Genomic DNA, 15,898 nt, shown 5'->3' with positions numbered 1-15,898 from the left:
GGGGGGCTGTCAGAGCCGGCAGAGTTTACCAGACTTGGCGTGTCGGCATCATAGTTGACGCCCCGCCTGTGGCGAAAGCCGGGGATTCGGCGGCGGCCTGCCCGTGGGAAAACGATTCAGGGGGACCGGCGGTCCAAAACGCGTTCGTAGATGGCGCGAACCTGCTGCGTCATGGTCTCGTGGCGAAACTGCTCGGTGAAACGCCTCTGCCCTTCCCCGCCCATGGTTTGCCGCAATTGGTCGTTTTCGACCAGACGGATCAGTGAGTCCGCCAATCTGGTGGTGTCCCGCGCCGGAACCAGGAAACCGGTTTCGTCACTGATCACGACCTCACGCGCCCCATCGACGTCGAAGCTGACCGCGGGCTTCCCGGCGATCAACGCCTGGGGCAGCGCCCGGGCCAAGCCTTCACGCAGCGAGGTGTGCACCAGCACGTCCATCGCACCGATCAGCGGTGGGACATCGGTGGGGGAGACCAGTCCGGTGAACACGAAGTGGTCGGCCAGGCCGAGTGATTCGATCCGCCGGGTCAGCGGTTCGCGTAAGATGCCATCACCGACCAACAGGAACAGAGCCTGGGGGCAACGGGCAATCACATCGACCGCGGCGGTGATCAGGTCGTCGTGGCCTTTGAGGTGAAACAAACGCGCCAGTTTGCCGATCACGATGCGATCGGGCGCGATGTCGTATTTCTCGCGGACCGATTGTCGATGCTCGTTGGCGCGGAGGAACGGATCGACGTCCATCCCGCTGTAGATGGTGGTGAATTTCTCTCGCGGTGCGACGCCGGCTTGGACCATCAAATCGGTCATCGCGTCGGCCACGGAGATCAGGTGGTGGCAGCGGGTTGCGGCGAAGCGTTCGCAACGTCGAAAGAATTCCCGCGCCACGCGAGGCTGGAAATCGTGAAACGGCGCTCCGTGAACGGTATGGATCACGGCCGGCACGCCGAGCGACCAGGCGGCGTTTCGTCCCAGCAAGCCGCCCTTGGCGCTGTGCGTGTGCACGACATCGGGGCGAAAGGTTTGGATTGTTTTTCGGATTGCCCGCGAAGCGGCCCAATCGCGTTGCGGATGGATGTTGCGACGGAACATCGGCAGCAGTTCGATTTGCAACTCCCCTGCCCTGCCCCGCAATTGACTTCGGTCACCGAAGAAACCGGCGCGGTGCAGCAAGTCGCCTTCGGGCCCCAGCGACGGCCCGGTGATCAGCATCACTTCATCGTCATGATGCTCGATCAAGTCCAGGCAATTGAACAGCGTGTTTTCCTGGGCGCCGCCGACGATCATGCGAGTGATGATGTGGGCGACGCGCACGCGGTGGACTCAATTGCAAAACGGAGAACATGTCGTCGAAGTCACGGGGACTTCGGACGTACTGGAGGACCGTCACGCCGTGCCGAACTCGACCCGTCGCATGCCCAGTTGGGTTTGCAAGCGGTTGACGATGGACGTGTGCATCTGGCTGACCCGCGACTCGGACAAATCCAGTGTCGCACCGATCTCTTTCATCGTCAATTCTTCGTAGTAGTAAAGAATGATGATCAAGCGTTCGTTGCGATTGAGTCCCTTGGTGACCAAACGCATCAGATCGTTCTTCTGAACACGTCGGGTCGGGTCTTCGCCTTTCTTGTCTTCCAGGATGTCGATTTCGCGAACGTCCTTGTAGCTGTCGGTCTCGTACCACTTTTTATTCAGTGAGACGACTCCGACGGCATTGGCGTCCGATTCCATCTTTTCGACTTCGGCGATCGACAGTTCCATGTGTTCGGACAATTCCTGCACCGTGGCGGGACGTCCGTACCTGGTTTCCAATTGTTTCTTGGCGACGGCCAGCTTGCTGGCCTTGCTGCGAACCAACCGGGGAACCCAGTCCATGGTGCGTAGTTCGTCCAGCATGGCGCCTCGGATTCGGGGCACGCAATAGGTTTCGAACTTGACGCCGCGGTCCATGTCATAGGCATCGATCGCGTCCATCAGGCCGAAGATTCCGGCGCTGATCAGGTCGTCCAATTCGACGCCATCGGGCAAACGCTGCCAAATGCGTTCACCGTTGTATCGAACCAAGGGCATGTAACGCTCGACGAGGCGATTGCGTAGAGGTTCGTATTCGTCCGCATCCTTCTCGGTCTGTTTGAATCGTTTCCAAACCTCTAGGATTTCATCGTCTGTTGAAACTGCGGCTGGCATCCAATCCTCCGTGATCTTCAATTTGACTGCCGACGACATCATGTCGCCGAGGTCATGTTTGGGGTTCGCTTTCGCTTTCGCTCTTGCCGACGATCCGTATCACATTGCTGCAAACGAGAATCGTCAGCGCCACTCTGGGTCGAATCTCTGCACGGGCACGATCAATGGACCAAACAATCCTTGTCCAGCTTTCTTGTTCGTGTGTGCCGGGGTCAACCCAGTCGCCGAAAGTGGTCTCTCAAAAAAAATCTCAAGTCGTCTTTTGAGTTTCCAGCCCTCGGCTTTTTCTCTATCGGTTGTTTCTCATGGTGAGTTGAGTTTTATTGTTCGTTTCTTTTAGGCGGCTTCGAACTGCCGCACGCCGGCGGGCGCAGGGATCAATCGCTCGGTCAGCCGTTGGGCGGTCGCGACGGCGATGTCATCGGGGACATGCTGTCCGTTGGTCACGTAGCTGATCGGTAGCCCGAGGCGGTCTCGGGACGAGGTTAGCGCCGAGAGCACGCCCGCGGTGTAAGGGGTTTCGTCGAGTTTCGAGAGGATTGCCGCGGTCGGTCTGGCCGCGGCGAATCCGTCCAGCGCGGATTGCACCACCGCGGCGGTGCTGGTCGCACTGACGACCAAGTGGGTTTCGTCCGGTTGGGCGGTGCGGAGCAGTTCGGCCAATCCGGCGATGCTCATGTCGCCCTTGGGACTCCGTCCGGCGGTGTCGATCAAGATCAAATCAACATCGCCCAGTTGGTCAATCGCACCACGCATCTGGTCGGTCGATTCGACCACGCTCATCGGCAAGTCCATGATTTGCGCGTAGGCTTGGAGTTGCTGGACGGCGGCGATTCGGAACGTATCGATCGTCAACAGACCGACGCGTCGTTTGGATTGAATGCGGAATCCGGCGGCAAGCTTTGCCACCGTCGTGGTTTTTCCGACGCCGGTCGGGCCGATGAGCGCCACGATTCGGCGTTCGCCGGGGTTGAGCTGGATTGCGCCGCTGAGACGGATCTCGCGGGCCACGCTGCGTTGCAACTGTTCCAGCCAAGACGGTTCGACCGGGTCGCCCAGGTTGGCGACAAAACCGCTGGTCGAACGGATCCAGCGGTCGGCCACGGCTTCGGAAACGCCCAGCGAGATCAGACCGGTGCGGTAATCCGCAGTGGGGTCGGAGTACAGAGAATGGTTCAGGTGGGTCCTGCCGATCGGCCTGCTGGGGTTCGTCGGCATTCGGCCGACGACCGACAGTGTTTGTCGCGCGTCGATCGGAAGTGTATTGGGAGTGTGTTGATTGCCCGGCAGGCGTCCCAGTGAGCGGTGCGTGTCGTCGGCCGTCATGCCGGCCGCGTCGCGCTGCTGATCGCCGCTGCTGGCGGTCACTTCGACGTAACTGCGGCCCAGCCAACCCATCCATCCGTCTCGGCACTGTCGCGTTCGCAGAACGGATGCATTCGGCCCGAGCTGTTCCCGGATCTCCTCCAGGGCAGCTTGCAAATTCGCGGCTCGGAAAATTTTGACTTGCATCAAGTGGGCTGTAAAAAGGCGGGGCGGAGGATCGTCAGGACTAAGCGGCGGCGGTGGATGTGGGCCGGCCGACCGTCGAGTGAATTTCCAGCTGAGTGTCGGTGGTGATTTCGTTGGTGGACAGAACGTGGGTCCAGATTCCCGCTTCTTCGGTCACCTGTTTCACGCGGCGGCGAAGATGTGGGCCGACCAACAGGACCGGCGGGTAACCTTCGCTGGATAGGTTCTTAACGGCTTGACGAATCGCGTCGCAAGTGACGTCTTGTGTTTTGTTGTGTCGGATTCCCAATTGAGATGTCGCGCCCGAGCCGGCTTGGTGATCGGTCCACCGATCCCCCTGCCCCGCCGGCCCATGGAGCGGTTGCAGCTGTGCCGCGGTGGACGATTCGAGCGTAACGACCCGCAGCGTGCGTTGTTCGTCGCGGAGTTGGGAGCACAACGTCCTTGCCAGTCGTCGGCGGACGCTTTCGATCTGTTCCGACGCGTCGTTGGACCGCGCCGCGGCGTCACCGAGGGCTTCCAGGATGATGCCCAGTTGCCGAATCGGGATCGCTTCACGCAACAGCCCCTGCAAGACTTTTTGAACGTCGTTGATCGACAGCCGGGTCGGGACCAAATCGTCCACCAGCGCCGGAGCCACCTGCCGCAGTTCATCCAGCAGGTGTTTGGTGGCGTCGTGCGAGAGCAGTTCGTCGGCGTGGGCGCGGGCGACTTGTTCCAAGTGATCGGCCAGCACGCCCGGTGCCGTCCGCGTTTTGTATCCGTAGATCATCGCTTGTTCGCGGCCCGCCGGATCGATCCAGATCGACGTCGTGCCGCCGAATTCGTGGACCGCTTCTCCGTTTGGTTTTCCGGTCGTTCTGCCGTCACCGCTGGCGAGCAGTTTGTCGACCCGCAAGTCGCCGCGGGCGACGAAGTCACCGAACAGGCGGATTTCGTATTCTTGTTGGCCGAGCGTCGCGTCGTCGCGTACCCGCACCTTGGGCAGAACGATGCCGATTTCCGCGGCCATCTGATTTCGCAGACTGGCGATGCGCTGCATCAGGTCACCGCCGCGAATCGGATCGGCCAGCGGCAGTAGCCCCAGTCCGATCGCCACTTCCAGCGGGTCGACCGTCAAGAAGTCTTCGACACGTTTTTGCGTCGGCGTGGCCGCTTGGGCCTCCGTTTCACGCTCACGCTGCGCCTCGGCGGCCTGCTGTTTTTCGTTCCGGTCAAGCGTCGTCGCGATCAGCACGCACCCGCTGCCCAGCAAGATCAATGGGATCGGGGGCAGACCCGTGATGACCAGCAACAACAGAAACCCACCCGCGATCAACAGGGCTTTGGAGTTTCCCAGCAATTGGGTCACGAAGTTGTCGGACAGGTTCGATCGCCGGGTGCCGCGCGTGACCAGCACACCGGCCGACAGCGAGATCAACAGTGACGGGATCTGGCTGACCAACCCGTCACCGATGGTCAGTTTGGTAAACACCGATGCGGCATCGGCCAAGCCCATGCCCGAGACGACGACACCCAGATACAGACCGCCGATGATGTTGATCGCGGTGATCACCAGCCCGGCAACGGCATCGCCGCGGACAAATTTTCCCGCACCGTCCATCGCGGCGTAAAAGTCGGCTTCGGCGATCAAGTCGTCGCGCTTGCCCGCCGCCGTCGCTGCGTCGATGTTTCCCGCATTCAAGTCGGCATCGATCGCCGATTGCCGTCCCGGCATCCCGTCGAGCGCAAATCGCGCGGCGACTTCGCTGATCCGTGTCGCTCCCTTGGTGATGACCACAAACTGGACCACCACCAAAATCAAAAACAACACCAAACCGACTTCGATCTGATTGCCGGCGACGAACTGCCCGAAGGTTCGGATCACGCCGCCGGCGGCGTCGTCGCCGAGTGTGGGCGCGTCGGCCAGAATCAGTCGCGTCGTCGCGATGTTCAGCACCAACCGGGACAGCGTGGTTGCTAGCAGCAGCGTCGGAAACACGCTGAATTCCAGCGGCGTGGCCACATGAATGGTCGTCAACAGAATCACGACCGCCAACGCGATGTTGCCGGCCAACAAAAAATCCATGATCACCGTCGGCAACGGCATCAAGATCACGACCATGCAGGCCATCACACCGATCGGCAGCAACCACGGACGGAATCGTTGGATCGGGGACAATGCAAGACCTGTCGCACGCAGGGGGACGATGAAAACACTTTCCTGGCGACAGTAGTGAATCGAGACGCTCGGGGTCTAGGTGATTCTGCGGTACCCGAGACGTGAAACGCGGCGTGAAACAGGAGGTGGAGGACGGTGGAGGGAGATGGCGGAAAAATGGGGGGAAGGAAAATGGTAGGCAGTAAAACGAGGGACGGGAGCGGGAGACAAGAAAATGGGTGACAAGAAAATAATGAGGCAGAACCTGAAACCTGAAACCTGAAACCTGAAACCTGAAACCTGAAACCTGAAACCTGAAACCTGAAACTAACGTGCCGGGTTTTCGTACCAGATGATGCCCAGGTTTTGGCGTTCTTCGCAGGTCATCACGTCCAGGTCTCCGTCGGCATCGAGGTCGATCAATTCCATCCGATCGAACTTGACGGCGGGCGTGGGATCGATCGCTGACCAGTTTCCCTGCGGATCGCGGATCCAGATTCCTGGCAGATCGCGGTTGGGGCTGGCGTGGGTGTTGGCCGTCAGCACGATCCGGTCGTCGGGAAAACGTTCGATCGCTTTGCCATTGTTGACTCCGGCCGGGTGGTCTAGCGTCGTCACGTGCCAGGCGTCGCCGGCGCGGCGGCAATCCAGCGAGTCGCTGTTTCGTGTGCTGATCAGGCAACGCTCCGCGGTGGCGGTCAGAAACATCACCTCCCTACCCTGCCCCGCGATCACCTGTTCGGTCCACATCTGTTCGGGATCGTCGGGCTGTTCCAGCCACGCGGCGACGCGACGGTTGCCTTTGCGGTCGCTGAACACGACGTCTAGGTCACCGTCCAAGTCCATGTCGACGGCCCGCAGTGACATGATCCAGCCGGCGTCACGCAGCCGGATCGTGGTCCATGTTGTCAGGTCGCGTGGGTGGGTGGCTGGACCGAGCAACAGCGTGATCGTGGCCTTGGGACCCTTGGCCCCGACGACCAACGCTGGCCGGGAATCGATCGTGCCCAGCGGCAAGGCGAACATCCACATCACGCCGTCGAGCTGTTTGAACCGATCGGTGGTCCAGTTCTGTCGCTGGAGCAGTTGCGATGAATCTGAGTGCGGCGCGGGCGTGTTGTTCCAGTGGACCAACAATTGTCGCTGTTTGCCTTCGTGGCTACTGACGATGTCCAACCGCCCGTCGCCGTCCAGGTCGATCGGTACGGCGTCCTCGGGGGACTTCGCCTTGGCAATCGTCGACGCCGGCCATGGCTGGGTGGCTTTGGCGCTGCCGGGATTCAAGTACAGCCGCACCAGACCCGATTCTTCCCAGCCGGTGACGACGTCGGGCAAACCATCGCCGTTGAAATCACCCAGTCGCACACCGTCGGCTCCGCGATGGGTGTCGTCGATCGTGTGTCGTTTCCAAGGGGATGCCGCGGAAACGTCGACATGATGGATGCACCATGAAAGCGAGCATCCGATCAGGAGGCCGGAGAGGCGAACGACGGTCGGGGGCATAAGGGATTTCCTGGCTCACGTGGGAGAGGCAGGGATCAGTTTACCCGACAGGTGAAGCAGGGTTTGCCCAACGGGCATCAACAACGTAGCCTGGGGTCAGGGAACGAGCGCAGCGAAGTGACCGCCACCCCAGGAAAAGAAACCCCTGTCCCTCTTCCCCCTTTCGATCGGCCGGCGGCGAAGCCGCCGGCCGATCGAAAGGGGGATGGTATTTCGTTGGGCGTGGACCTGGGGTTACGCCCGGATTCGCTGGGGCTCATCCGGACTCACCCCAGGCTATGATGTTGATCGCCGTTGGCGAACCGGACATTCCGTGTTCAAGTCTTTCGGGCAGGTGCTCTTACCCGAATGGCATAGAACGCTCGATGGACCACTGCCCGCAAGCGTGACGCTTAGGCCGCCCTACTTGTTGGGCAAATGTCGCACGGCGAGGACGCCGTCGATATCGCGCAACGCTTTCAGGGACGTTTCTTCGATGTTGCCGTCCAGGTCGATGATGGTGTAAGCCAGATCGCCGCGTGACTTGTTCAACAGGTCGGCGATGTTCAAGCCGGCGTTGGCGAGAATCGTCGAGATCTGGCCGACCATGTTGGGCACGTTGGCGTTGGCGATCGTGATCCGACATCCGGTGCCGCCCCGCGGCATGGAGGCTTCGGGGAAGTTGACCGAATTGGTCACGGTGCCTTCTTCCAGGAAGTCACGGACTTGGTCGGCGACCATGATCGCACAGTTTTCCTCGGCCTCTTCGGTCGACGCACCGAGGTGCGGGAACGAAATGACTTTGGGGTGCTTGAGCAACTGGGCGGTCGGGAAATCGATCACATAGGCACTCAGTTTGCCCGAGTCCAATGCGGCGATCACGGCATCGTCATCACAGATGCCGCCGCGGGCCAGATTGACGATGATGCCGCCGTCGTTCATCGACGCGATGCGTGCCTTGTTGACCAGGCCTTTGGTGACGTCCAGCAGCGGGACGTGGACACTGACGGCGTCGCACTGCGAGAACAGGTGATCCAGGTTGATGGCCTGTTCGACGTTGCGGGAAAGTCGCCAGGCGTTTTCAACGGAGATCTGCGGGTCGTATCCGACGACTTTCATGCCCAACGCGCTGGCGGCGTTGGCGACGCGACGTCCGATCGCACCCAGCCCGATCACGCCAAAGGTCTTGGAGTGCAATTCGCAGCCGACGAAGTTTTTCTTGCCGGCTTCAACCGCGGTGGAAATTTCCGCATCGGTTCCTTCCAAGGACGACGCAAATTGCATCGCCGGATAGATGTTACGCGATGCCATCAGCAACCCGGCCAGCACCAGTTCCTTGACGGCGTTGGCATTGGCACCGGGGGCGTTGAACACCGGCACGCCACGCTGGGTCATCTTGTCGACGGGGATGTTGTTCACACCGGCACCGGCACGGCCGATCGCCGCGACCGATTCGGGGATCTCCATGTCGTGCATCTTGAACGAACGAAGCAGAATCGCATCCGGGTGACTCGACTCGGACGAGATTTCGTATTCGTCGCGGGGCAGGCGTGAAAGTCCTTTGACGGAGATGTTATTGAGCGTCAGGATTTTGTACATCTCTGGCGTTGCTGTGGTTGGAGGAATGGAAAGTTCGGGGAGACGGCGAGGACCATGCGGGGCCGGCCGGAGGCAGTCGCCGCCGCGTCGGTCCGGCGAAGATCACGCGTTCTTGGATGCGAAATCGGTCATGAAGCTTGCCAGCGATTGCACGCCTTCGATCGGCATCGCGTTGTAGATGCTGGCGCGGATGCCGCCGACGCTGCGGTGCCCTTTCAAACTGACCAGGTCGCGTTCGCCCGCTTGGGCAAGAAACGCCGACTGCAGATCATCGTTGGGCAACGTGAAGGTTGCGTTCATCAGCGAGCGGCAATCCGGTTTGGCGTGTCCGGTGTAGAAGCCGCCCGACTGGTCGATCGCGTCGTAGAGCAACGCCGCTTTTTTGCGGTTCAGCGTTTCCATCGCCGCCAGCCCGCCGATGTCGTTTTGCAGCCACTTGGCGACTTTGCCCAGCACCCAGATGGCGAACGTCGGCGGGGTGTTCCATTCGGAGTCCGCGTCGGCGTGGTTTTTGTAATTCAAGTAACCCGGAAGCGAAGCGCTGCCGCGGTCGATCAGGTCGCGGCGGATGATCACCACGGTCACACCCGCCGGGCCGGCGTTCTTTTGGGCACAGGCATACAGCAAGCCGTATTTGTTGGTGTCGACCGGGCGGTACAGGAAATCGCTCGACGCGTCACAGATCAGCGGCACGCCGGCGGGGCATTCGGGTTCGGTGGGGAATTGAACACCCTGGATCGTTTCGTTGTTGCAGTAGTAAAGGTAGGCCGCGTCTTCGGCGACGCTGTAGTCCTGGGGCCCGGGGACATGATTGAAATTTGACGACGAGGCGTCGTAGACGACCTCGACCTGCCCTTCCTTTTTGGCTTCCGCGATCGCTTTCTTGCCCCAGGTGCCTGTTTGGATGTAGGCCGCCGATTTGCCCGAATCGCGAAGCAGGTTGGCGGGGATCATCGAAAACTGAAGCGCCGCACCGCCTTGCAGAAACAGCACGGCGTAGTCGTCGCTGATGTTCAGCAGCGACCGCAGGCTGTTTTCGGCGTCGTGCAGGATGTCGACAAATGTCTTGTCCCGGTGGCTCATTTCCAGCAAGGAACTGCGTGCACCGGGCAGGCAAACCAGTTCGTCGCGTACTTCCTCAAGTACCGAAACCGGCAAGACGGCGGGGCCGGCGGAAAAGTTATAAGCTCGTTGGGCGGTCGCGGTGGCTGTCATCGAACGAATCGGTGTCACGTTGGGGGGGGATGGGGCCGCCGACGGCACGCCTGCGTCGGCAATGTGAGTGGGGATTCTATGTCGAGCCGGTCGAGTGCGGAAGGAGCATCGCGTCGCAGGGCGGTTGACCGCGACCGGCGATGCCGATTAATCCGGATCAAAGCCGAATTCTCGCATCCACTGGTCCACCTCCGATTGGTCCTGGATGCGAGGTTTTTTAGCAGCCGGCGAGCTTTTTTCGGGGTCAGCCGGCGGCCGACCGCCCTGCCCTGCCCCGCCCGATTTCGGCCCCACGTCGATCGCCAGGTGGATTTTTCCGTCCGTCAGGTCGTCCATCCAGGGCTCGCTATCGAAATGAGCCGCACCTCGCCGCCGGGCCGCAATCTGAATTCGGTGGTCCGAGGAGACGACCATCAGCCGTTTGGGCGTGTGATGCGCCCGGATGATTTCCTCCAATAAATCGTCCGCGGACAGGTAATCGACCGCGAAACGGACGCTCATCCCGTGGTGAACAAACTCGCTGGGGCGATTGCGTGGCGGGTTGGCGGCATCGAAGACGACACAGGTTTTTCGGCGAACCGGCTCGCTGAGTTGATTCGTCAGCTCGCGCAGCAGAACATTCCGATCGCGTTCGAGCCAACGCGGGTCGGGATTGCGAGTCGGCGCGATCGGCTGCGTGATGTTGTAGCCGTCAATGAGCAACAAAAGTGACATGGTCCGTGTAGGGTACCATGCGTCGGATTTGATGCAGCGGCAGTCGCGGCGTTGTGGCGCGGTGATCGATGTGCTGAGAACTCATCCGCGACAAGCAGTCGACCCTCCCCTCGCTCGACCCCTCCCTGCCAGGGCGTTGGTATCTACACAAGTCGTTTTTGCCCAAAGGGCATGCATATCCATAGCCTGGGGCAAGCAAACCGAGCATTTGCGAGGGTTGCGCCGCCCCAGGAACGTCATCGCAATGAGGTTCGATTTGGCCAACGGCCATGCACAACCTTCGCGTTTAACGAGGCATTTGTGTATGGCCGTTGGCCAATCCCTCTCGTTCTCGTTTGCGGACCTTGGGCGATGCCCAAGGCTAGGGATGTAAACGGCCGTTGGCCGAAGCCATCCACTCAGAACAAATCTGACATGCAAAAGATGTGTAGATGCCCATGCTGCCAGGGAGGGTGACTTGAGAGGTGTGATGCCAAACCGATGGCGGGCATGCCCTCGGAGGTCCGGCTGCTTTCCTTGCGGCTGGGGGGACTTACACCGAGCTGGCGGTTCTGGCGTCAATCGAGATCCTGTCGGACTTCGACGTCCGCCGGTCCGCCGAAATGATAGACCTGGTAACCCAATACACCCAGGGTCATGGCGACCAACGCGACGGTGCCGAGCAGTTTCCAGTCGACGCCGTCGGCCGAGCGGATGGAGAAGCTTGGCAGCTGGAAGGAACGCTTCGCGGCCCGTTTGTATTGCTTGTGGTCGATCTTCTGTCGCGGCGGTCGCTTCTTCGGTACCGAATCCACTTCGATGTCCTTTGCGACTTCTTCTTCGTCTTCGAGGTCATCTGCAGCGTCTCCGATGAACGTGTCATTCGGTTTGCCGGAGCGGATCGCGCTGTCGGAGAGCACGTCGACATTGACGGCTTCGCCCCCCGCGATAGGATCGGACTCCAAACGCGCTGGGGCCGGCCGATGTGGCGCCAACGGCAAGTCGTCGTCCCAATCAAACTCCGCCTGGTCTTCTTCTTCCAGGAATTCCGCGACGTCCTGGTTGTTCCATGACGTGGGAGGTTCGCTCAAGCTCGCATCGGCGTGTTCGATCGCTGCATCGGCATGTCCGGCTGCGGCCAGGACGGGTTGCTTGACGGAGACCTTGAACACGACTTTCCCGAAACGCAATTCGTCGCCGTCGGCAAGCACTCTCCACCGATGCGGCTCAAGCCGCGTGCCGTTGACGTAGGTGCCGCGCGTGCTCTTCAGATCGAGTGCTCCGAATCCGTCGTCGTTGTGGAGCAACAAGCAGTGCCGTCGGCTGACGGATCGGCTTTTGGGCCGAATTTGGCATTCTTTCAGCCGGCCGACCAGGTAATAACCAGGGTGGATCGGTGCCGCGGTGCCGGCATTGCTTCCCTGTGTGATGATCAATTCAACGGACATGGGGAATCACTGCTGGGGCGTTCGGGGACGGTGGATGAAGCGGAAAAGATGCACTGGTCGGCTGCGAACCTAGTCTTCAATGACAATGACATTTCCTTTGCCGTCTTCCATGGTTTTCAGACGTGTGACGGCCTTTTCGTCTTTCGTCATCTGATAGAACGTGACGCCGACGACGGCCAGCAAGGCGACGATGGACAGTGCCAGCCCGACGCCCAACAAGACGCTCTGGCTGGCATCCGTTTCATTTGCCGAGCCGCGTTTCTTCGTCGACTTGCGCGGTGCTCCGGCGGCAGTTTGGGACGTCGCCAAAGGTGAGACGGGAACGGCAGCGGGAGAGAGGGCGACTGGGGAGAGGGCTGCCAGGTCGATCGGCGGCAGACTGCCAAAATCGATCTCGGCGATCTCGGCGATCTCCGCCATCGCTCCCTGTGACGCTTCGCCCAGTGGCCCGCTGTCGTCGAGTGAGGCAAAACTGGAGGAGTCGTCCGAAGTGATCGCCAGTTGCGCCGAGCGGGGCCGGTTGGCCAGTTCCCGGCCGGCCAATTTGGATCCCGCGATCCGCCGCAGTTGGGTCAACAGTTCGGCTGCCGAGGCGGGGCGGTCGACCGGGCGTTTGGACATCATCCGTTGGATCAGCAAACTGATCGCCGGCGGACAGTCCGAACGTGTGTCGGAAACCAATGGCACTTTGGCGGTCTGGTGCTTGGCCAGTCGCTGCGCGACGCTGGTTCCCGGGAACGGCGGTTTTCCCACGAGCAGAAAGTACCACGTACATCCCAGGGAATAGATGTCCGCGCGGGCGTCGACGGACTGGGAATCGATGGCCTGTTCGGGGGCGATGAAATCGGCGGTGCCGGTCAATCGATTGGGCGCGTCGGTTCCGGCGGTGTATCCGATCCGAGCGAGTCCCATGTCGCTGACTTTGATCACTCCGTCATTTCGCAACAATAGATTCGATGGCTTGATGTCGCGGTGGACGATACCACGTTGGTGTGCGTGGGCCAGTGCGTCGGTCGTCTGGATCATCGCGTCGAGCGCTTCGGTCGGCGACATCACTCCGTCACGGGCGACCGCGCGGTGCAGGTCGACGCCTTCGATGTATTCCATCACGATGAACAGTTTGCCATCGGATTCGGAGAAATCGAACGCTTGAACGATGTTGGGGTGTTCCAGTTTCGCCGACGCCCGTGCTTCCTCTTTGAAACGTTCGATCCGGCGAGAATCTTTCGAAGCTTCTGCGGGCAGGATCTTGAGGGCCATCAATCGATTCATGACCGCGTGTCGGGCCAGGAAGACGACACCCATTCCGCCGCGTCCCAAGGGGCGTAGCAGACGATAGTTGCCCAAATGGAATCCGCGTGCTTTGCCGGCCAACAACTTGCGGGCTTGCCAGGGCGTCAGCAGGTCCGCGCCGACCAGGCCTTGGGCCAGTCGGTCGGGCGTGAACACGACGTCTTCGGTCATCAGCGAAACGACGACCTTTTTGACATCGGCCAGTTCGACCAGTCCGGCTTGCATGGACCGGCGAACGAAGTCGCGAGTTGCCTGGTCCAGGACCGGTTCGGCAGCGATGGTTTCAACCGACATTGAGCGATGCGTCTGTACTCCGAGAACTTCTCCAGTCACGACCGCACGGTCGCGTCACCTGAGAGAGTCTTCATTATTGAGCATCAGGCCGATCAGCCGGTTAAGGATTGGTTAAGGGATGGTGTCGATCCGGTGAGGGTTGGCGGCGGTGGTTGTGATCGGCGAAGACCGCTGCTTTATGGGACTTGCAGCGACGTTAAGCGGGCTCAAATCCGGGCCGGTAATAAACTTCTTTGAGAAACAGACCCTGGGGCGGTGCCGCTTGACCGGCATAGATGCGATTTTTCTGTCCCAGTACCTCGTCGATCCACTGCGGAGGCTGTTTGCCGTAGCCGACTTCGACCAGGGTACCGACGATGTTGCGGACCATGTTGTAGAGGAACCCGTTCGCTTCGACTTCGATGGCCAGGTGCCCGCTGGTTGCGTAATCCGCAGCGGGCAGGACTTGGCAATCTCGCACGTCGCGGACTGATGACTTGCGTTGGGCGCCGGCCGATTCAAAGCTGGAAAAATCACGATGCCCGATGATCTTGGCCGCGGCACACTGCATCGCGGTGACGTCGACTTTGCGACGGAGTCGCCAGCGGTATCGATGTTCGAACGGGTCACGCTGATGGCGGACTTGGACTTGATACCGATAGCGTTTTCCGATCGCGTCACGAATCGCGTGGAAATCCGACGGCGCCTCGTGGACTTCGGTCACCACGATCGTTTCGGGGAGTCGCGAATTGATCGCCTTGGACAGCGCGTCGGCCGAGGCGGTCCAGGTCGGAAAGCGGCAGCTGGCGACCTGGCCGAGCGCGTGGACACCGGCATCGGTGCGTCCGCTGCCGGTGACGGTGACGTCCTGTTTGGTCGATCGCTTGACGGCTTGTTGGAGCGTTCCTTGGATCGTTGCCTGACCCGGTTGGACTTGCCAGCCGGCGAAGTCCGTTCCGTCATAGGCGATTTTGAGCGCAAAGGTTCGCGTCACCGATCAGCCAGCCGAGGCGACGGACTGCTGGAGCAATTCGGCGATCTGAACGGCGTTGGTCGCCGCACCTTTTCTCAGGTTGTCGCTGACACACCAGAACGCGATCCCGTGGCCATCGCCGCTGATGTCGCGTCGAATCCGGCCGACAAAGACGTCGTCTTTGCCGTCGCAGTCGCGCGGCATCGGATACTGGTGGTTGGCCAGATCGTCGACAACGGTGATGCCCGGCGCGGCGCGGAACAATTCGGTTGCTTCGGCGACGGTGAGCGGTTTTTCCGTTTCCACCAAGATCGATTCGCTGTGCCCGATCGTGACCGGAACGCGAACGGCGGTGGGACAGACTTGGATGTTGTCATCGCCCATGATCTTTCGGGTTTCGTACACCATCTTCATTTCTTCGCTGGTGTAGCCCTCGAACTTCTCGCTGCCGATCTGCGGGATCAGGTTGAAACCGATCGGGTGTTGAAACGTTTCGTGGCCAGGGGTTTGCCCGTCCAGGATTTGTCGCACGCTGGATTCCAGTTCGGCGTTGCCGGCCAGGCCGGCGCCGCTGGTGGCTTGGTAGGTGCTGACGACGACGCGTTTGACCTTGGCCGCTTTGTGAAGCGGTGCAAGCGCGACGACCATCTGCGTGGTGCTGCAATTCGGGCTGGCGATGATGCCTTGGTGATCGGCGATCGCATCCGGATTGACTTCGGGGATGATCAGCGGGACCTTGGGGTCCATCCGCCAGTAACCGCTTTCGTCGACGACGATGGCGCCTTCTTTGACGGCGTAGGGGGCGAACTCGGCGGACACCTCGTCGGGTGTGCTGGCGATCACGATGTCGACGTCTTCGAACGCACCGGGGGCCAACAGTTCCACTGTGATCGTTTCGTCTTTGAAGCGAACCTGTTGACCGGCCGAACGCTGCGAGGCCAGCAGTTTCAGCCGCTTGTAGGGAAAGTTGCGATTGGCAAGTTGCTCAAGAACGATTCGTCCGACCGCACCGGTGGCCCCGACGACAGCTAAGGTTTCGTACACAGGATTCAAAAAAGGTTGGAGTGAAGGGGTGTAAGCG

The 15,898-nt window shown here is 60.6% G+C and carries 12 protein-coding genes; all 12 read right to left on the bottom strand.

Annotated features, from left to right (window positions below):
• Positions 1-116: 116 nt before the first annotated feature.
• On the bottom strand, positions 117-1,316 hold the full coding sequence (locus tag TBK1r_RS33180) for a glycosyltransferase family 4 protein (RefSeq protein WP_145219881.1): 1,200 nt from the start codon (positions 1,314-1,316) through the stop codon (positions 117-119).
• Positions 1,317-1,388: 72 nt separating this feature from the next.
• A complete protein-coding gene (locus TBK1r_RS33175; RefSeq protein WP_095739298.1) occupies positions 1,389-2,210 on the bottom strand; it encodes a FliA/WhiG family RNA polymerase sigma factor in 822 nt (273 codons plus the stop codon).
• Positions 2,211-2,525: 315 nt separating this feature from the next.
• A complete protein-coding gene (gene flhF, locus TBK1r_RS33170; RefSeq protein WP_145219879.1) occupies positions 2,526-3,701 on the bottom strand; it encodes a flagellar biosynthesis GTPase FlhF in 1,176 nt (391 codons plus the stop codon).
• Positions 3,702-3,741: 40 nt separating this feature from the next.
• Entirely contained in the window at positions 3,742-5,862 is a 2,121-nt protein-coding gene (locus tag TBK1r_RS33165; protein ID WP_145219877.1) for a flagellar biosynthesis protein FlhA, read from the bottom strand.
• A 306-nt stretch (positions 5,863-6,168) separates the two neighbouring features.
• Entirely contained in the window at positions 6,169-7,344 is a 1,176-nt protein-coding gene (locus TBK1r_RS33160) for an FG-GAP repeat domain-containing protein (RefSeq protein ID WP_145219875.1), read from the bottom strand.
• Positions 7,345-7,746: 402 nt separating this feature from the next.
• The gene (locus tag TBK1r_RS33155; protein ID WP_145219873.1) at positions 7,747-8,922 is read right to left on the bottom strand and encodes a phosphoglycerate dehydrogenase; all 1,176 of its coding nucleotides are present in this window, start codon (positions 8,920-8,922) and stop codon (positions 7,747-7,749) included.
• 102 nt (positions 8,923-9,024) lie between these two features.
• Positions 9,025-10,137, bottom strand: coding sequence for a 3-phosphoserine/phosphohydroxythreonine transaminase (serC, locus tag TBK1r_RS33150; protein WP_145219871.1), 1,113 nt, complete (start codon positions 10,135-10,137; stop codon positions 9,025-9,027).
• A 147-nt stretch (positions 10,138-10,284) separates the two neighbouring features.
• Positions 10,285-10,851, bottom strand: coding sequence for an NYN domain-containing protein (locus TBK1r_RS33145; protein WP_145219870.1), 567 nt, complete (start codon positions 10,849-10,851; stop codon positions 10,285-10,287).
• A gap of 557 nt (positions 10,852-11,408) precedes the next feature.
• A complete protein-coding gene (locus TBK1r_RS33140) occupies positions 11,409-12,278 on the bottom strand; it encodes an FHA domain-containing protein (RefSeq protein ID WP_145219868.1) in 870 nt (289 codons plus the stop codon).
• A 69-nt stretch (positions 12,279-12,347) separates the two neighbouring features.
• A complete protein-coding gene (locus TBK1r_RS33135) occupies positions 12,348-13,865 on the bottom strand; it encodes a serine/threonine-protein kinase (protein WP_145219866.1) in 1,518 nt (505 codons plus the stop codon).
• Positions 13,866-14,061: 196 nt separating this feature from the next.
• Positions 14,062-14,838: a tRNA pseudouridine(38-40) synthase TruA gene (gene truA / locus TBK1r_RS33130; RefSeq protein ID WP_145219863.1), complete on the bottom strand. Its 777-nt coding sequence runs from the start codon at positions 14,836-14,838 to the stop codon at positions 14,062-14,064.
• Between the two features lie 3 nt (positions 14,839-14,841).
• On the bottom strand, positions 14,842-15,861 hold the full coding sequence (locus TBK1r_RS33125; protein ID WP_145219861.1) for an aspartate-semialdehyde dehydrogenase: 1,020 nt from the start codon (positions 15,859-15,861) through the stop codon (positions 14,842-14,844).
• Between the last annotated feature and the right edge of the window lie 37 nt (positions 15,862-15,898).

The organism is Stieleria magnilauensis (assembly GCA_007753675.1).
Lineage (GTDB): Bacteria > Planctomycetota > Planctomycetia > Pirellulales > Pirellulaceae > Stieleria > Stieleria magnilauensis.
Note: the sequence above shows the minus strand (reverse complement) of the source record. Positions and strands in the feature narration are given on the sequence as shown.